Origin of the sequence: Paenibacillus curdlanolyticus YK9, assembly GCF_000179615.1 — a bacterium.
GTDB classification, from domain to species: Bacteria; Bacillota; Bacilli; order Paenibacillales; family Paenibacillaceae; genus Paenibacillus_T; species Paenibacillus_T curdlanolyticus.
Genome location: NZ_AEDD01000001.1, coordinates 465,367 through 483,834, shown reverse-complemented (window position 1 = coordinate 483,834; position 18,468 = coordinate 465,367). Strand labels below are relative to the sequence as shown.

Annotated in this window: 16 protein-coding genes; 6 read left to right on the top strand and 10 right to left on the bottom strand. The window is 51.0% G+C overall.

Features of this window, described 5'->3' with window-relative positions:
- Nucleotides 1–26: 26 nt before the first annotated feature.
- From PAECUDRAFT_RS02235 to PAECUDRAFT_RS02195, 9 genes are all read right to left on the bottom strand, one after another.
- Nucleotides 27–1,034 (bottom strand): sulfonate ABC transporter substrate-binding protein, encoded by a 1,008-nt coding sequence (locus tag PAECUDRAFT_RS02235; RefSeq protein ID WP_006036467.1) that lies wholly within the window; start codon nt 1,032–1,034, stop codon nt 27–29.
- A 265-nt stretch (nt 1,035–1,299) separates the two neighbouring features.
- Complete coding sequence (locus PAECUDRAFT_RS02230) at nt 1,300–2,166, bottom strand: PHP domain-containing protein (protein WP_006036466.1); 867 nt, start codon at nt 2,164–2,166, stop codon at nt 1,300–1,302.
- Nucleotides 2,157–3,068 (bottom strand): selenium metabolism-associated LysR family transcriptional regulator, encoded by a 912-nt coding sequence (locus PAECUDRAFT_RS02225; protein ID WP_006036465.1) that lies wholly within the window; start codon nt 3,066–3,068, stop codon nt 2,157–2,159. Before PAECUDRAFT_RS02225 ends, PAECUDRAFT_RS02230 begins: the two co-directional genes overlap by 10 nt.
- A 103-nt stretch (nt 3,069–3,171) precedes the next feature.
- Nucleotides 3,172–3,609 (bottom strand): hypothetical protein, encoded by a 438-nt coding sequence (locus tag PAECUDRAFT_RS02220; RefSeq protein ID WP_006036464.1) that lies wholly within the window; start codon nt 3,607–3,609, stop codon nt 3,172–3,174.
- Nucleotides 3,610–3,879: 270 nt separating this feature from the next.
- Complete coding sequence (locus PAECUDRAFT_RS02215) at nt 3,880–4,143, bottom strand: YlbG family protein (protein ID WP_006036463.1); 264 nt, start codon at nt 4,141–4,143, stop codon at nt 3,880–3,882.
- A gap of 48 nt (nt 4,144–4,191) precedes the next feature.
- The gene (locus tag PAECUDRAFT_RS02210) at nt 4,192–4,692 is read right to left on the bottom strand and encodes a YlbF family regulator (protein ID WP_006036462.1); all 501 of its coding nucleotides are present in this window, start codon (nt 4,690–4,692) and stop codon (nt 4,192–4,194) included.
- Between the two features lie 80 nt (nt 4,693–4,772).
- A complete protein-coding gene (locus PAECUDRAFT_RS02205; protein WP_040710981.1) occupies nt 4,773–6,752 on the bottom strand; it encodes a helicase-associated domain-containing protein in 1,980 nt (659 codons plus the stop codon).
- Nucleotides 6,749–8,461 carry a DNA repair helicase XPB gene (locus tag PAECUDRAFT_RS02200; protein WP_050794248.1) on the bottom strand — a complete coding sequence of 571 codons (1,713 nt, stop codon included), beginning with the start codon at nt 8,459–8,461 and terminating at the stop codon, nt 6,749–6,751. The genes PAECUDRAFT_RS02205 and PAECUDRAFT_RS02200 overlap by 4 nt, the downstream gene beginning before the upstream one ends.
- A gap of 126 nt (nt 8,462–8,587) precedes the next feature.
- Nucleotides 8,588–9,787: a M20 metallopeptidase family protein gene (locus PAECUDRAFT_RS02195; protein ID WP_006036459.1), complete on the bottom strand. Its 1,200-nt coding sequence runs from the start codon at nt 9,785–9,787 to the stop codon at nt 8,588–8,590.
- A gap of 222 nt (nt 9,788–10,009) precedes the next feature.
- Here PAECUDRAFT_RS02195 and PAECUDRAFT_RS02190 point away from each other — a divergent pair, with 222 nt between their 5' ends.
- Both PAECUDRAFT_RS02190 and ftsW read left to right on the top strand, forming a co-directional pair.
- Nucleotides 10,010–10,354 (top strand): YugN family protein, encoded by a 345-nt coding sequence (locus tag PAECUDRAFT_RS02190; protein ID WP_006036458.1) that lies wholly within the window; start codon nt 10,010–10,012, stop codon nt 10,352–10,354.
- A 13-nt stretch (nt 10,355–10,367) separates the two neighbouring features.
- Nucleotides 10,368–11,543, top strand: a complete 1,176-nt coding sequence (ftsW, locus tag PAECUDRAFT_RS02185) for a putative lipid II flippase FtsW (RefSeq protein ID WP_006036457.1) — start codon at nt 10,368–10,370, stop codon at nt 11,541–11,543.
- A 57-nt stretch (nt 11,544–11,600) separates the two neighbouring features.
- Here ftsW and PAECUDRAFT_RS02180 read toward each other — a convergent pair whose 3' ends face one another.
- Nucleotides 11,601–11,984, bottom strand: coding sequence for an Asp23/Gls24 family envelope stress response protein (locus PAECUDRAFT_RS02180; RefSeq protein WP_006036456.1), 384 nt, complete (start codon nt 11,982–11,984; stop codon nt 11,601–11,603).
- Nucleotides 11,985–12,148: 164 nt separating this feature from the next.
- Between PAECUDRAFT_RS02180 and cax the strand changes: the two genes are divergently transcribed.
- The 4 genes from cax (at nt 12,149) to PAECUDRAFT_RS02160 (ending at nt 18,368) form a co-directional block, all read left to right on the top strand.
- Entirely contained in the window at nt 12,149–13,213 is a 1,065-nt protein-coding gene (gene cax / locus PAECUDRAFT_RS02175; RefSeq protein WP_006036455.1) for a calcium/proton exchanger, read from the top strand.
- Nucleotides 13,214–13,436: 223 nt separating this feature from the next.
- Nucleotides 13,437–15,194, top strand: a complete 1,758-nt coding sequence (locus PAECUDRAFT_RS02170; RefSeq protein WP_006036454.1) for a glycoside hydrolase family 13 protein — start codon at nt 13,437–13,439, stop codon at nt 15,192–15,194.
- A gap of 191 nt (nt 15,195–15,385) precedes the next feature.
- Nucleotides 15,386–16,414 carry a LacI family DNA-binding transcriptional regulator gene (locus PAECUDRAFT_RS02165; protein WP_006036453.1) on the top strand — a complete coding sequence of 343 codons (1,029 nt, stop codon included), beginning with the start codon at nt 15,386–15,388 and terminating at the stop codon, nt 16,412–16,414.
- Nucleotides 16,415–16,424: 10 nt separating this feature from the next.
- The gene (locus tag PAECUDRAFT_RS02160) at nt 16,425–18,368 is read left to right on the top strand and encodes a glycoside hydrolase family 15 protein (protein ID WP_006036452.1); all 1,944 of its coding nucleotides are present in this window, start codon (nt 16,425–16,427) and stop codon (nt 18,366–18,368) included.
- Nucleotides 18,369–18,468: the final 100 nt, after the last annotated feature.

The following is an 18,468-nucleotide window of genomic DNA, read 5'->3' as shown; positions in this document are numbered from 1 at the left end:
ATCGCAATCTTCTCCTTCTCGTTCGATTATTTTTGCAGCGTTGCTTCCTTCACTCTAATTTCATTCGGAATGAGCTTCAGCTCATAGAACGTGTCAGCGATTCGCTGCTGAGCCTCGATAATCGAATCGTCAATCGGCGACAAGCCATAATCTCGACGCCCTGATGCCAGCTCGAGCGAAGAAATATCAATCCCAAGCTGCGGCGACAGCAGCGCTGCCACTTCCTTCTGATTCGCTTTCGACCATTCGTCGATTTTATTCAGCTCTTCGGTAAAGATATCGATTATCGGTTGATTGGCTTCAGCAAACTTGCGTGAAGCGAGATAAAACTCGATATTGGAAACCAAATCCTTCCCATCCGTAAGCAGCTTAGCGCCCGTTGCGGTCTGTGCGGCTGCGAGGAACGGATCCCAAATGACCCAAGCATCTACGTTGCCGTTCTCGAAAGCAACCCGCGCGTCGCCTGGCGGCAAGAAGACCGTCGTAATGTCCTTATAGTCGACGCCCGCTTTTTCCAACGCTTTAACGAGCAAATAATGAACGTTGGACCCTTTATTCAGCGCGATCTTTTTACCTTTCAAATCTGCAATAGAAGTAATAGGGGAATCCTTCGGAACGATAATTCCCTCGCTTGCCGGACTGACTGGCTCATGGGCCAAATAAACGAGAGGCGCGCCCGCTGCCTGCGCAAAAATCGGAGGCGCTTCGCCAGTATGGCCAATATCAATGCTCCCGACATTCAGCGCTTCCAGCAGCTGCGGCCCTCCCGGAAATTCGGTCCAGGTTACCTTGTACCCATCGGATTCCAATCGTTTTTCCAGCGTGCCTTTTGCTTTAAGAATGTTAACCGTACCGTATTTTTGATAACCGATATGAATTTCTTTGCCGCCGCCGCTCTTTTGAGTCGAGTCAGTTGGTTGGTTAGTAGTCGAAGTTTCATTAGAGCTGTTGGAGCTGCAAGCAGACAGGAGTACGAACAGCGCAATGAGCGAGATCGATACTAAACTGCGAATTAATTTCGAATGGTTTCTCATTTTGGACAAATCCCCTTTAATATTCAAAATTCATATTCCAAGCGATCAAATGCTCAGCCTGTCAAGCTCTTGGAAGAGTATCGACACTTTAATTCCTTGTAAACCAATAGGAATTTATTAGATAATGACATTCCATATTATCTATACATTAATCCTATAAGTCAACTATGATTTTCTATTGCATCCGAAAAAAGTTCATATAACAAAAAAAAGCTGCCCGCCCCAAGGGCCGACAGCTTGTCATTATACTACTAGGGAAATGCCGTTATTTATCGCGTCTTATTAACTGTTTCAGCCGATCTACAACCTGCATACCGACAGAACGATGTCCAATCGGCCCATGAAAAACAACGCCTTGCTTCTCGCCATGAAAATCGGAGCCGCCAGTAACGAGTAAGCCGTACCGTTGCGCCATCGCCTCATATCGCAGCTCCTGATCGGCATCATGATCGGAATGATACGCTTCGATCCCTTGTGCGCCGTGTCGAACGATTGCCTCCACCAGCTCATCATCGCCGTATAAGCCCGGATGCGCAATGACACTGACGCCGCCCGCTTCTCGGATCCAATCGATCGCTTCAAAAGGTTGCAGCCTTGGCGGATTGCAATAGGCGAGCCCGCTCTCTCCCAAATAGCGATCGAACGCTTCGCGGATATCAGTGACGACGCCGCGTGCGATAAGCACTTCCGCCAAATGGGGGCGTCCGATTTGCTCAGCGCCTTCCACTTGCTTTCCATGCTTTCTCGCCAATGCAATAATTTCATCTATGGTTACATCAATGCCAAGCGCTTGAAGCCTTTCGATCATCATGAGATTGCGCTTGCCTCGAAAGCCTTGCTGAGATCGCAATCTCTCCTGCCACTGTTCGTCATCTGAATTGCACCAATAGCCTAGAATATGAATGTCTCTGCCATTCATCACTGTGCTCAACTCAACCCCAGGAATGACCTCAATCCCGATCCGCTCGCCCTCAGCCATTGCTTCTGCCCAGCCGCTTATCGTATCATGATCCGTTATCGCGACTGCGGCTAGACCTGCTTCCTTCGCCAACCGAACGACGACCGCGGGCGCGTTCGTCCCGTCCGAAGCCAGCGTATGCGTATGCATATCCGCATTCCCCATTATAGCCATTGCTGAAGATCCCTCTCTCTTAAAAAAGTCAAAAATGTTACAGCTGATATCGGAAGCAAGGCAGACTTAAGTTGAATCGCATAAAAATGCCGCTTGAATTGGACATCCGACAACGGAATGACACGAATTAGCCCCAATGCCACCTCATGCTTCACAGAAGACGCAGAGACGATGGATATGCCAACGCCTGCTTCCACCGCGGATTTGATCGCCCCGGTGCTGCCCAGCTCCATCACAATTTCTAATGCGTTAGGATCAATCTCCTTAGCTTTCAGCTGCTCTTCCATCACAAGCCTAGTCCCGGAGCCCTGCTCCCGGAGGACGAATGGGTACTGCACAGCATCCGAAATTGTGACATGATCCATCTTCGAGAGCGGATGATCTTTGGCCGTAATCAGCACCAGCTCATCGCTTAGCACTTTCTCCATCAGCATTTCAGGATGGTTGACTGGCGCTTCGATCAATCCAAAATTAAGCTGATGGCTTGTAATGTCATCGATAATTTGAGCCGTGTTCATGACCTTCATGCTGATTGACACTTGCGGGTATTCCTTGCCGAACGGGCCTAACAGCCGTGGTAAAATATATTCGCCGATCGTCAAACTAGCGCCTAGCTGCAGCCGGCCTTTTAATTTGCTCGTAAATGCAGCCATTGCTGCGTCGGTTTCTCGGATCAATTCCATACTGCGCTGCGCATAGGGCAACAGTGCCCTCCCTGCTTCCGTCAGCTCAATCTTCTTGGTGGAGCGCTGCAGCAGCTTCGTGCCGAAATAATCCTCCAGCGACTGCACCTGCATCGTCACCGCAGGCTGCGTCATATGCAAGGCCTGTGCGGCAGCTGAGAAGCTTCCTCTTTCTGCGACGGAATAAAAAATATGAAGCTGATGAAAGTTAAGCGCCATGGTTTGTTCCTGCCTTCCGGTTATGTGCCTCTGCCATCCATTATACCGTTATTTTGCTACAAAAAAGAAGCGCCTTATCGGCGCCCCTCCATTCGATCGTATGCTATTTACGCTTTCTGCTGTTCTTAATCAATGTCATTCTCCTTGAATGACGCAACCATGAATAATACGACTTCAAGTCGCGAAGCTCAATCGTCTCTGACATTCGACCTAAGAAGGTGACCACAATCATCTTGTGAAGCGGATTCCCAATCAGATCCCTTTCCTTCTCAAGCTCGGCGAACTCAGCAACGAAAACGAGATCGTCATCGATTAAATAAACATCCTGTTCGTTGCGATAGTACGAAGCGATACGCCCTTGCTTCAAACACTGCCACATAAACTCGGCAATATCAGCAAACCCGGTCTTTTCGCTTTCTACGCGATCCGCCCACCGACTTTTGGCATGATTCGTGATGACAACATCCGCCACCTTCTTATCCGCCAGTTCTACATGAAACGGTTCGTAAGTACTCCATCTCTCGGTCGTTTTGTCTCTCATCCCGACTCACCCCTCCCCGGGAAGCAGGCCTTTGTTACTATTTTTATGCACGCTTCCATTCTACCATTCCAGCCTGATATTTCAACAGTAAATTAAGCGGTCGCCAATATTGTTATAAATTGTATTACCAATATATGAAATATAACGAGCCTCATACCGCTTGTCCAGCCTTATTCAAAAAAATTTTCTATACACCAACAAGAATAGGCAGGACAATACGCCGCGTAAATATACGATTAATCCTATCCGGGTTTATGCCTATCATAGTCATTATAGACTGTAAAATCGCGACTTATCCGGTACATTCTTCGTATATTCCGTTTTTAGCTCGTTTCGGTAGGAACGCTCAATTTTCTTAACAAACGGCAATCGAGCCACATTGCGAGCCGTATCCTCCGCACGGTCCGTATCCACATAGAATACGACATAGTGCATCTTTCTAGACATGTAGTGAACGGTTCCATATTTGTCCAGAGATCTTGCTGCTTTCAAATCGGATACCCAAATGATATATCCCGTACGATCTGCAATCATAACGTCCCTCCCCTCGTTTCCAGCGGCGAATCCGCTTTCTTCCGTTCGCTATCCGCAGCCTCCGCTTCCGCAGCCGCAGGAGCCGCCGCTTCCACAGCCACTTCCTTTCGGGTTAGGATCATTGCTCGGCACCTTTACGGACTCTGAAACAGCATCAGCGATGATGCGCGACACTTCATAAAGCATCGTATCCACCTCATGCTCCGCTGCTTTAAATTTACGGACACAATCGAACGATTCTAGCTGTGCCTGCACGGCTGCAACCCGATCCTTAGCCGCATGAAAATCCGGATGAAACCTTCCGAATCGTTCACAATCGGCGAATTGCTCTCTCGCCTTCGCGAATTGCTTTACGACAGCCTGCACATCCGCATCTTGATCGACTACGGCTTTCCAATATAAATAATCGGCGACTTCCGCCGAATGGTTAATACTATCTCCTAAATCATAAGCTTCCATCAACAATGCAGTCATATCGATTGATTCCAAATAGCCGCTATCCGTAAACGCGCTAATTTCAATCTCGGACTGATGTTCTACCGTTGGCATCCATACACCTTCCTTCGGAATTCATCTAATTTGGCTCTTCTTTACTATACCATTTCAGAGGACGGAACGATAGAGCGTGGTTATTCCCGCTTATTATCTACGAAGGGAGACGGGATAATAATCCTCATTTCTTCCCACATATGGGGAGATAAGTCTACAGGCGTTACAACTTCATCGGTTTGGCCGCGCAAGAAACCCGATACCACCCATCGATCTGCAAAACCGCTTAATCGCTCCGGCACCAGTTCAACAAGACGTCCCTCGGACTTGATCTCGATTGGCGCTCCCCACGCCAAAGCGCTCTCAACGATTTGCCGCCTGGTCGAATGATGATACGCACGCAGCTGCCCCGTCCATGAAGCCGGCCATTGCGCTGGCGCATAGGCCTGATTGTCTTTGCTGTTGCCAGCATCTGCAACAATGCGCTCTGGCGATTCGAGTTCATAAATTTGAAGAGCATGCCCATCTACGATGAACGGTCCTGCTTCGACCAGCTGCCCTTCATTGGATGACTGCTCCAATGCCGGAATTGCAGACGGTTTGTTCTTCGCTAGCGGCCATCCAGCACGCTCTAATTGCTGCCGAAGCGACGGTACGTCTGCAGGACGGACAATAAAGCTGCGTTCTCCGATCCTTTCCGCAAGCAAGCCTTTAATTGCTGGATGAGCGTATGCAGCATTGGCGATTTCGACTGAATCGCAGCGGAGCAGCAGCACCTCTTCAAGCATCGTGCGATTGGCCTGCGCTGCCCAGTGACCGACTGCACGCTCCAACTCCTCCGGAATGGGCAAGCCGCCGGAAGCCTCTCGCAGCGCGTTCAGCAGCTTCTCCTGATCCATGCCGCCTTCCACAGCCGCTGCTACCGATTGGCTCGTAAGCCGATAAATCGAAACTGCATCGTCACGAACCCATTGCGCTGCCTGCTCCAATGTCCAGGTTAAGTCATAGCTTGCACTCGGGGAAACGATAAGCTCTCCATCCGGCAGCACGATTAAGGGAATATCTTCCGTCAACGAATATGCTTCCTCATCCGTCGTTTTCTCAGGCTCCCAAGGATCAATCAGCCAGCAGTAGCTCATAGATCCATCCTCACGGGCAGCTGCATTTGCCCATCCGAATCTGCTCATCACTTGCATCCAGCTGTTCTGGCAGCTGGTCAGAGGCTGATTGACGCTATATTCGACTCTTGGCTTTAACAGCAGAAGCTCCGACGTAAACGATATCATCTCTGCGCCTTCCCAGCTGTAATGCATCGTGATGAGCCGCAGCAGCTCCGCTTCGCGCAGCAACGGACTGCCCATGAGCCATTGCTCAAGCCGAACGTTGTCCCACGCAAAGCCGACGGTAGCTTGAGCCCGTCTCAGCAATCCCAGCTTAGCCGCAACGTCCAGCACAACAGCGAATGGAGCGGGATAATGCTCAAGGTGAACGGGCTTTACAAAATCGAACAGCGCCGCAGCGTCAGCCTGTTCCCATCCAAGTGCCGACAGCGAATCAGCAATTGTCTTCTTTGGAAATAAGCCTTTGGCTGTCAGCTTCAATTCCGTCCGTTTGAGCGCAGCATAGGCCCGCACCAGCCGTCTGCCTAACGGCAGCTGCTCAGAAACCCGGCGCCCGGCCCCATCGAAGCTGCCGCCTGCCGATGGCGCTTCCTTCCAATACGACTCGTCATAGCCTTGCGCTCTTCTCCAGGCCATGTAGCTGTCGCGCGGCAGGAAGAATAGCCGTTCCCCCCACGATTTGCGAACAGCAAATAAAATGCCGTATTCGCACAGCTCATGAAGAGCGGCTCGCACTTCAGCGCCTGCCAATCCGATTCCACGAACCCCCGTATTCAAAATCCGCTCCTCAGGCATGGGCAGCGGACCAGCCTCGCGAATCCAATAACCCAGCAATCGACTTGCGTTAACCGACAGCCGCCGCTTAACTTCTTTCAGAATTTCAGGCTCAAGCGCCGATCTTGGCCATTCGATTGACTTAGCATTGGACCATATAGATGCAGTTTGTACACGTGCAACAGCATCCATCGACATGCGGCTTGTCCAATAGGCAAGCATCATGTTCTTCCCTCCTCGCCGATTTGAACTGCACTCATCCCGTATCGATAGCCTTGCTCTGTCATAAATTGCTGCCTCTTCATGGCGTAGTCAACCTCTTTGGTTCCTTCGGAAACAAGCGTATAGAAGACGGCTTCGTTGTGCTCCTTCTTCGGACGCAGCAGCCTGCCGATGCGCTGCGCTTCCTCTTGGCGAGAACCGAACGTGCCAGACACTTGTACGGCAATTGCCGCATCCGGCAAATCAACGGCGAAATTCGCAATCTTGGATACGACGAGCACAGGATGCTCCCCTCTCCGGAACGATTCATAAATATGCGTCCGCTCGTTATGCGCCATTTCGCCTGTAAGCAAAGGCGCGTCTAGCGATGCCGCAATTTGTTTCAATTGGCTAAGATAAGCGCCAATGACTAGTGCAGGCTTGTCTCTATGGCGCTCCAATAGCTGGCGTACAACGGCTGTTTTATTCGGATTTTCTGCCGCCATTCGAGTCCTCGTTCGCGCATCGCTTGTCCAGTAGCTATGTGCTACTCCGTCTGGCAATGGCACGCGAACCTCTTCACAGCGAAGCTCAGCGATCTGCCCTTGCCGTTCAAGCTCTTTCCAAGGAAGCTCATAACGCTTAGGGCCAATTAAGGAGAACACATCGGTCTCTCGACCATCCTCGCGAATTAGCGTGGCAGTCAGACCTAGCCTGCGTGTCGCCTGAAGCTCCGCTGTCAATCGGAACACAGGGGCAGGCAGCATATGAACCTCATCATAAATAATCAAGCCCCAGTCCCGTTCGTTAAATAACGCCATATGACGATACTCCCCCTCTGCCCCGCCGCCAGTTGCCAACATGTTATACGTAGCAATGGTTATCGGGCGGACTTGCTTGGACTGAGACGAATATTCGCCAATCGCCTCCTCCTCTAACGTCGTCTTGTCCAACAATTCCGACTTCCACTGCTGAACGGAGGTTAAGCTTGATGTCACAATGAGCGTGGCACACTGCAAGCGGGCAACTGCACCGATCCCAATGATCGTCTTGCCGGCACCGCAAGGCAGCACCATGACCCCGCTTCCGCCCGCCACTGTGCCCTCCTCATGAAACCGTTCAACTGCTTCATGCTGATAGTCCCGCAAAACGAATGGCGAACCATTTTTCGTCTTTGAACGAAGCGTCACAGCGAGCAATTCCCCCATGCGGTAACCGGCACAATCGATGACTGGATAGCCTAAACGGGTCAGTTCTCGCTTGATTGCCCCTCTTCGATCACCCCGAACGCTTAGCCCCGATTGATTGCCATTAGATTCGAGACAAGCCTGAATGGAGGGCTCTAGTCGGATCGCCGCCAGCAGCGCTTCATCCCCGGTCAGCCTAAGCTTGTCGTTCGCGCAACGGTCTAGCCTTAAACGTCCAAACCGCTCCATTAACTCCCGAATCCGATCCTCTACTCCCTTTGGCACATGGTATCGGTTAAAGCGAGCCAGCGTGTCCAGCACAACATTGGCGGCTATGCCAGAGGATGCTGCATTCCATAACGATAACGGCGAAATCCGATAGGTATGAATAAAGCTCGGACTTTTCTCAAGATCCGCAAACCGGCTAAGCGCTTCTCTGGCTGCCTGGCTTTCCTGCATCCGCTCATCGAGCAGGACAGTCAAGTCGGCAAGCACGATGAGCGGCTTTGGCGTAGAGGCATTTACTGAAGCTGTATGCAATTCCATCACTCCGCATCTGTTCGAACTTTAACTTTATTAGTTTGAAAAAAAGGTGGAATTATTATCCGTCATTAGATAAAAAGAAAAGCGCCTTTCGTCCCGAATATTCGGAACAAAAGACGCTCTAATCGATTACTCATCCGATGGCATCGCTCCTGAAGCCCGATGCTCCGCTACTCCAATCAACAGCCTTGCGGCATGTAACATCGCGCGTTCGTCAATGTCAAAGCGGGGGTGATGATGCGGATAAACAGCGCCGCATGCCTCGTTGCCAGCTCCTACGAACATGAAACAGCCCGGAACCCGCTGCAAATAATAAGAGAAATCTTCGCCTGCCATAATCAAACCGGAATGCTGCACCGCTTCATCGCCAAACAAATGCTTGGCAACCGAGTCGAATCGCTCCGCCTCTCCAGCATCGTTCACCACTGCCGGATAGCCCTCACGATAGTCCAGCGAGATCTGGGCACCGAACATCGCTGCAATATGCTGAACGATTGTTTCCATACGAGTTCGTATGCCAGCCCTCACCTCGTGCCGGAACGTTCGGACGGTGCCATGAAGAACGGCACGTTCTGCAATGACGTTGCCTGTAGAGCCCGCTTGAAATGCCCCCACCGTTACCACTGCCGGATCGGTCGGATCCACATTGCGGCTAACGATCGTTTGCAAAGCCTGTACGAGCGACGCGCCTACCACTACAGCATCTATCGTCTGGTGAGGCAGTCCGCCGTGCCCGCCTTTTCCTGTCACTTCAATCGTAAACTCATCCGGCGCCGCCATGAAAGGGCCGCCTCTGGAAGCTACCTTCCCATAGGGTAGCGGCGTCCACAAATGAACGCCATAGATCGCGTCTACGCCATCTAATACGCCGTCCTTGATCATCGGCAGCGCGCCACCTGGACAAAGCTCTTCAGCCGGCTGAAACAGGAATCGGCGAGTGCCCTTCCATTGCGAGCGATTAACCGCATAGCTACGCACGATCCCAAGCATTGTGGCGGTATGGGCATCATGGCCGCATGCATGCATGACCCCTGGTACGGTTGATGCATAATCGCATGATTTGGCATCCTGGATAGGAAGCGCGTCGATATCGGCACGCAGTGCTACGCATGGGCCAGCCTGTTCGCCGGACAATTCCGCGACAACGCCATAACCGCCAACGCCTTCTCGCACGTCGCATCCGAACGAGCGCAGCTTCTCTCCAATCCACGACGACGTTTGTTTCTCCCGGAACGAAAGCTCGGGATGACGGTGCAAATAGCGGCGCCACTCGACCATATCCGCATATGCAGTTTGTAGTTGTTCTGACGGATCCCATCGTGTCGACATACCGTGTCCCCTCCCTATCGCTTCAAACTTACATATGAAATCAATTGTACCAGAATACGACCATGCAAGGGTAGTCCAGCCACGATTTCCGACCACTTCGTGCAAGGCTTGCGCGCAAAGGGGAAACATACTATCATGGGTAAAGAATACAATCCCCATCATCCGCCAATTGACGGGTGACAGTAACAATTTCTCTTTTGAACATTAGGAGGTCAACAACAAATGATTATCGAAAATACGGGATTAAACGGCATGACGAGCGATTTGGGCCACTTAGACGAATCGGCGGACAAGCTCGGATTCGTTAGATGGCAGTGGGAATACACCCGCGCTACATACGATCTTAAACTGGAAGATAAATCAAATAACGAAGTATACTTCGTCCGGTTTAACACACGCGCGATCGAAGGCAAGCTGGAATCGTCCAGCGCGATCCTGTCCATCGAATCCGTATACCTCGGCCGCGGCACATTCCCGCATGGTCTCGATTATGAATCGCAAGTGCCGCAACAAATTTTGAGCATTGCTACTCAACGGCTCGAACAATTGCGCAAACTGCTCGCTTAGCAGGAATCAGGATATGAAGACAAAAACGGGAACCACATCGAAAGGTCGACCTGATTTTTTGCTGCTCGTGCTCATTATTCTGCTCGTCGGCTTCGGTCTCGTTATGGTTTTCAGCTCCAGCTCCAGCATTGCGGTAGCAGACTCGCGCTACCATTACGATTCCTTATTCTTTTTGAAACGTCAGATCATGTTTGCTTCAATCGGCTTGATTGGCATGTTCGCCTGTATGAACATGCCCTATCTGTCGTTTCAGAAAGGGATCGGCATGCTGTATATCGTAGGGTCGCTCGGATTGTTAGCTATCGTGCCCTACATCGCAACAGAAGTGCATGGCGCTCGAAGCTGGCTCTATATCGGCAGCTTCGGCATTCAACCGACGGAGTTCGCCAAGCTTGCCATTATATTGTATTTGGGCCGACTGATCGCCAAGAAGGGCGAAACGTTCCGCGATTTCAAAAGAGGGCTGCTGCCCGTTTTTATTATCCTGGGATTGTTTTGCGGCCTAATCATGAATCAGCCCGATCTCGGCGGCTGCGTGATCATCGCAACAACCGCTGCGTTCATGATGGTTGGCGGGGGAGCGAATTTAAAGCAGCTCGCTTCGGCGGGACTTGTTGCGATTATCGGATTCGTTCTATATCTGTCCTTCTCGGCGCTTATTAATCCGAGCAAATCGTTGTATCGCATTAACCGGTTTACTTCCTACCTTCATCCGCTCGACACTGCGCAGGATAGCGGCTTTCATCTCGTTCGCTCATTAGGCGCGCTCGGCCACGGCGGACTTACAGGCGCGGGCTTCGGACAAAGCGTACAGAAGCTGGACTACTTGCCGTTTCCGTACAATGACTTTATCTTTTCTATCATCGCCGAAGAGTTTGGGTTCATCGGAAGCGTCGCATTCTTGCTCATCTTCCTGCTCTTCCTATGGCGCGGACTGATCGTCGCCCTCCGCTGCCCCGATACGTATGGTACGGTCGTAGGTACGGGAATCGTCGGACTTATCGGCTTCCAAGCATTCATTAACATTGGCGGCGTTACAGGCGCCATCCCGATTACGGGCGTGACGCTTCCTTTCATCAGCTATGGCGGGTCCTCCATTATCGTCGTCCTGCTATGTATGGGCGTCCTGCTAAGCATATCTCGGGAGTATTATCGCAGTGATCGAGCTGTTAAGCCTGCTGCGAGATAAATAAACGCCCCTCAACGAGCCTTACGGCCGTTGAGGGGCGTTTAACATGAATCGAAATTATTTCACGCGGGTGGAATCCACGTCTGCTACTTCTTCTTCCTTGAAAGCCACGCCTTCAACCTTAATATTCACTTCAACGACGTGCAGGCCTGTCATGTTCTCGACCGATTCGCGTACGTTTAATTGCAGTTGGCGGCTGACCTCATGAATCGGAATGCCATACTTGACAATGACGCGCAAATCTATAGCTGCCTCGAGTTGGCCGACCTCCACCGACACGCCTTTTTGAACGTTTTTACCGCTCAGACGCTTTGCGAGCCCTTCAGAAATTCCGCCTGACATTGCAGCAATTCCTGGCGTCTCTAACGCAGCCAATCCAGCGATCGTAGCGACGACGTCGTCGGATATTCGAATAAGGCCGGTTTGAAGTTGTTCAGTCATGTCGCTCACTCCTCATCATTTACCATTTGCTATTATTGTAATAGAACGACCGCCGTGAAGCAAGCCGCGAATGCCGTCGAATATGGGAAAGTTTACATGAAAACTAATTTTTAGTATAGTATTGATCAGCTAACGCACAATGTTGTAAAACGAGGTGTCCAATTGTGAGACAGAAACTGTTTTTTCTAGGCTTGATTGTTATGTTTGCGCTGAGCGCGATCGGCCATTTTGGCCATTGGGATATGACCCTGCAATTCGTTATCTCAGCAATCGCCATCGTGTTCGTCGCTGGCTTTCTTGGAAAAGCGACCGAAAGCGTCGCCCACTATGCTGGCCAACGTCTCGGCGGATTTCTAAATGCGACATTCGGTAATGCCGCGGAGTTAATCATTGCTATTTTCTTAGTCAAAGAAGGGCTGTTCGATATGGTGAAGGCGAGCATTACCGGCTCCATCATCGGCAACCTGCTGCTCGTGCTCGGCCTAAGCGTCCTGCTTGGCGGATTGAAGTACAAGGAGCAGCGCTTTAATGCAAGGTTAGCAGACCATAATGGCACGCTGATGACGCTTGCGATTGTCGCGCTGTTTGTGCCTGCTGTGTTCGTGAAGATCGAACATTTCTCGCTAGATCAGGACAAATTGCTAAGCATCGCGGTTGCATGCATTCTCATCGTATGTTACCTGCTCTGGCTCGTCTTCTCCATGATCACGCACAAGGATATGCTGGCGGATGAAGAAATGTCAGCGGATCATGGCGAAGAGCCTGCTTGGTCCAAAGGCGTCTCCGTGCTTATGCTCGTTGTAGCCACCGTTATGGTCGCTTTCGTGAGCGAATGGCTCGTTCATACGCTGGACTCGTTTACGCACAAATTTGGGCTGTCTGAGCTCTTCGTAGGGGCATTCGTCATTGCGATCGTCGGTAACGCGGCAGAGCATAGCGCTGCGATTATGCTGGCGATGAAAAATAAAATCGGCGCAGCCGTCGAAATTGCGATCGGAAGCAGCTTGCAAATTGCATTATTCGTCGCGCCTGTGCTTATTTTGGTTAGTACGCTGTTTAATAAAGGCTCTTGGATGGACATCGTATTCTCGCCAATCGAATTGACAGCGATCGGGGTATCGGTGTTTATCGCCAAGTCGATTTCCAAAGACGGAGCTACCAACTGGTATGAGGGTGTCCTGCTGCTTATGCTCTATGTCATTCTCGGATTTGCGTTCTATTTGGTGTAAAGGCTAGCGCGATTAGCCGCAATCCGCTATAATGAGTTAAGAAACCGGTTGCCCAGCACCTAACCTACACAATTTAAAGGCAATGCTACCTGTGCAAATCACGAAGGTACAACCTCGGACGTCAAGATGGCGAACTCCAAGGTTGTGCCTTTTTTATTTTTATCCGGCATGGAAACATATTTATATGCCTCATCACCTTCATCATGTAGAGGAGACAATCACGATGCTAAAAGAAGCGATCTATCACCGCCCTAAGCAAAACTGGGCGTTCGCATACAACCAAGATACAGTGTTTCTCCGCATTCGCACCAAACGAGATGATGTACAGTCTGTGGAAGCGATCCACGGCGATAAATATGATTGGGACAAGACGGCTGCAACCGCAGCGATGCATATCCTCTCTTCCGACGCCCTCTTCGACTATTGGGAAGCAGCGGTCAAGCCTCCTTTCCGACGTCTTCGCTATGCCTTCAAGCTTACTGGAGCAGACGGCGAGATCATTTACTTGACCGAGCATGCCTTCGAAACCGAAGCGCCTGCAGACCCGATGGCCTTCTTCGATTATCCCTATTTAAACCCTATCGACCTATTCCAGCCGCCTGCTTGGGTAAAGGACGCGGTGTTCTATCAAATTTTTCCGGAACGCTTCGCCAATGGCGACCCTTCTCTAAACCCTGAAGGCACCGAGGCATGGGGCGGAGAGCCTACGCCTACCAATTTCTTCGGCGGCGACCTGCAAGGCGTCATTGATCATTTGGACCATCTCACTGACCTGGGCATCAATGCCATCTACTTTACGCCGGTATTCCTTGCGCCCACGAATCACAAATATGATACCACTGACTATATGCAGGTCGACCCTGCTTTCGGAACGAACGAGCTGCTCAAGCAGCTTGTAGACGATTGCCATGCTCGCGGCGTTCGCGTCCTGCTCGATGCGGTATTTAACCATGCCGGACGCACATTCCCACCGTTCGTTGACGTGCTAGCCAATGGAGCAAGCTCTCGTTATGCAGATTGGTTCCATGTTCGGGAATGGCCCATCGGCGTACAGGACGGCATTCCAACGTATGAAACCTTCAGCTTTGCTCCGACGATGCCGAAGCTGAACACGGAGAATGCTGAAGTGAAGCAATATTTGCTCGATGTAGCCAAATATTGGATTGAGGAAATTGGCATTGATGGCTGGCGCCTCGACGTTGCCAACGAGGTCGATCATGCGTTCTGGCGCGAGTTCCGGCAAACGGTGAAACGTGCGAATCCTGACGCTTATATTTTAGGCGAAATCTGGCATGATTCTCTCATGTGGCTGCAGGGCGATCAGTTCGATGCTGTTATGAACTATCCTTTCACCAATGCCGTGCTCGACTTTTTCGCTTATGGCAAAAAGGATGCGAAGCAATTCGCCGATGCCATCGGACGCCAGCTAGCGGAGTACCCGCAGCAGGTTACCGAGGTAGCCTTCAACCTGCTGGATAGCCACGATACGCCTCGCCTTCTGACGCTTTGCGGCGACGAGGAACGGCGGATGCGATTGGCAGCGTTGTTCCAGCTTACGTACCCTGGCACGCCTTGCATTTATTACGGAGATGAAGTAGGCATGAACGGCGAAGGCGATCCGGGATGCCGGCAATGCATGGTTTGGGACCCCTATAAGCAAAACCAGTCGCTGCTAAGCTTTTACAAAAACGCCCTGTCCTTACGCTCGCGCTACGCAGCACTTCGGGGAGTTGGCTTGCAGTTCGTAAACGCTCAGCATGGCAGCCACTTACTCGCCTATGAGCGTTTTGACGACAATGACCGGCTGCTGATCGTTATTAACGCATCAGACCAAGCTTTAACTTATGCGCCTCCCGCCTCCATCAGCCAACTCCACTGGTCGGATCAATTATCCAGCGGCATGACGATGTCCGGTGCAGGAACAAATGCTTGCAGCATCTCGCTCGAGCCATTCGGGTTTGCGGTGCTGGCACAACGATAGACGCAGTTCCCTCCGCCTTTGTACCATCAAAAAGTGTTGATGTAGGATTCCGCTTCCTACTTCAGCACTTTTTTTGTATTTTTTTCTAGGAAAATGGACAGAAATAGCCTGTCTATTTACAATAATCGCTACTTGCTATAACATAGGGGCAGTAACATTTCAAACGATTGCACAGAGAGGCTGTTGTCGTTATGGTCACAATCAAAGATATTGCAAGAATTGCAGGCGTTTCCCCTTCCACCGTGTCGAGGGTTGTATCCAACCACCCGCGCATCAGTTTGGATACTTCACGCAAAGTAAAAAAAATAATGGATGAGCTTGGGTATCATCCGAATGTCATGGCGAAGAGCCTCGTTTCCAAAACGACGAACACGCTCGCAATCCTGCTTCCAAGACCGGCAGAAGAGCTATTCCAGAACTTTTTCTTCGGAGAGCTGCTTCGCGGCATTTTGACGCAGGCGAATCGAGCGGGCTATGACATGCTCATGACGACTGCTACGAGCGAACACGATGAAATCGAAACGGTATCGAGACTTGTGCGCGGACGGCGTGTGGACGGTGTCATCTTGATTAGCTCCCGCATAAATGACCCAATTGTTGCTTTTCTAGTTCAGCAAGCGTTTCCTTTTGTGCTTATTGGACGCAGCGATTCTTATCCAGATGCTTTATCCGTCGATAACGACAATAAACAAGCCGCATTTGATGCAACGCAGCATTTAATTAGCCAAGGTCATGAGCGGATTGGTTTTGTAAGCGGTCCAATTAACTTAACTGTCTCTGGCGATCGTCTTAGCGGCTACAGCAGCGCATTGGAGGCCGCAGGTCTGCCTGTCCGTCCCGATTGGATCGTAGAAGGCGAATTTTTGCAAGAAAGCGGCTATCGCGCAATGTCTCTTATTATGAGCTTGCCCGAGCGCCCTACTGCGCTTGTTGTCATCGACGATGTTGTTGCATTTGGCGTTTTACGCGGATTAAACGAGCTAGGCTACTCGGTTCCTGATGATATTAGCCTCGTAAGCTTTAATAACATCGCACTGTCAGAGTTAGCCACGCCTCCGATCAGTTCCATCGATATCGGCACTTATCAGCTCGGTTATATTGCAGCGCAAACACTCGTCCGCGCCGTTAATGATGAACCCGCTCACCAGAAGCAAATCATTATTCCGCACCGTCTCATGATCCGCGAATCTTCTTTAATGACTACGAATAAGAGAGGCTGACTATTACAAAATGAACGCTAATAAACCTTATCTCATCGACGCAATTGTTGGTAATGGATCCATGCTCGCCGCCTTTGGGCGGTCGGGCACGCTGTATCGGCTTTGGTGGCCGCATATCGATTTCCCTCAGCATGCTGATGCTGTCCGTTTTGGAATCCGTTTCAACGATCGCACCGAGTGGATGGACGATGCGAATAACGACTGGTCCAGCGAAGCTGACTATGTTGCACGCACGAATATTTTGCAAATCAAGTCCCAGAGCACGCAAACTCCAGTTCGCGTTTCGAGCCGTTATTTCGCCGTACCGAATCGTGACCTCCTCGTCATGGAGCATACTCTCACGAACAATGGAAACGCGCCAGTTGACTTCGAATGGCTTCTTTACTCTTCGTTCCATATTCGGGAAAGCCAGCTTTATAACACGACGTTATTCGAGCCTGCCGAGGATGCTTTGTTGCATTATCGCAGCGGCACTTTTTTTGCGCTTTCTAGCGCAAACGTATGCACAAAGTTTCAGGCGGGTCATGCATGGTCAGCTGCTGAAACAGGTGAGCTAAACGGCAACGTCATCGACATGCAGCCAGATGGCGCTTTAGCGTGGAGCTTCCAAGCCGTTCAGCCTGGACAATCGATTACGATCCCGGTATACATTGCAGTTGGCAGTGATCGTCCGGCTGTTTGGAAAACGCTGCAAGAAGCCAAATCGCAGCCTTCTGATGCATGGGTTCAGCTGACGACGGAATATTGGCATCAATATCTTGCAGAGGCGGCGCCTTGCCCGACCGATCTGCCAAGCGTCAAGCAATTGTACGAGCGTTCGCTCCTCATGTTCAAGCTGATGTCAGACGAGCAGACGGGAAGCATCGTAGCTGCTCCTGAATTCGACGAGACCTTCTCCCGCTGCGGCGGCTATGCTTATTGTTGGGGACGTGACGCTGCCTTCATCACGACTGCGCTAGACCAAGCAGGCTTGCATGGACTATCCGATCGATTCTACGACTGGGCATTAACCGCACAAGACCCTGACGGCTCGTGGCAGCAGCGCCACTATCACGACGGCTCGCTTGCGCCATCCTGGGGATTGCAGATTGATGAAGGCGCTTCGATTATTTGGGGCATGTGGCAGCATTATCAGACGAAACAGGACCTGGCATTCGCGAAGCGCGTATGGCCGGCTGTATCGAAAGGCACAGACTTCTTGCTTTCGTATTTGGACGAAGAGACAGGCCTCCCGCTGCCAAGCAACGATCTGTGGGAAGAACGCGAGGCTGAGCATACATATTCTGCTGCTGCCGTGTTCGGCGCTTTCAGAGCTGCGGCATCCTTTGCAGAACTGCTTGGCGAGCAATCGAATCGAGATGCATGGCAAACTGCGGCTGACCGCATCGCGGCATCTATCGAGAACCTATGCTGGAACGAGGACAAAGGCAGCTTCTATCGCGGCCTGAAGCTGACCGTTTCACAATCGGAGTACGAGGAAGCTATCGCTAGCGGCAAAGGCGCTTACACGACTGCCGGGCTCAAGCAGTATACTCGCCATGTTGTGGAGCATGATCCAATCGTGGACATTAGCTTGCTCGGCATCTCCGTACCATTCGCGGCAGTGCCTGCTGATCATCCTTATATGCAGCGAACAGCTGACACGATTGAGCAGCTCCTGACCAGCCCTAACGTTGGCGGCATCAAGCGGTATGAGGATGACAATTACATCGGCGGCAACCCTTGGATCTTGACAACGCTATGGCTTGCGCACTATCGGATTCAAACCGGTCGTTATGAGGAGGCCAAAAAGCTTCTGCAATGGGCAATCGACCATCAAACGGAAACAGGCCTCCTGCCTGAACAGGTTGACCAGCACACTGGCGAAACCGCATGGGTTGTGCCTCTGACTTGGTCGCACGCGATGTTTGTATTAGCGGTAACTATGCTCGAAGAACATGGGCAATGGTCCTAATTTCTCTTTTGTACAAACGTTTGAACAGATTAAAACAAGGCCTAGGAAAACTCCCTGGCCTTGTTTTTTAATTGAATGATCCTTCCTGATCAGCATCGCA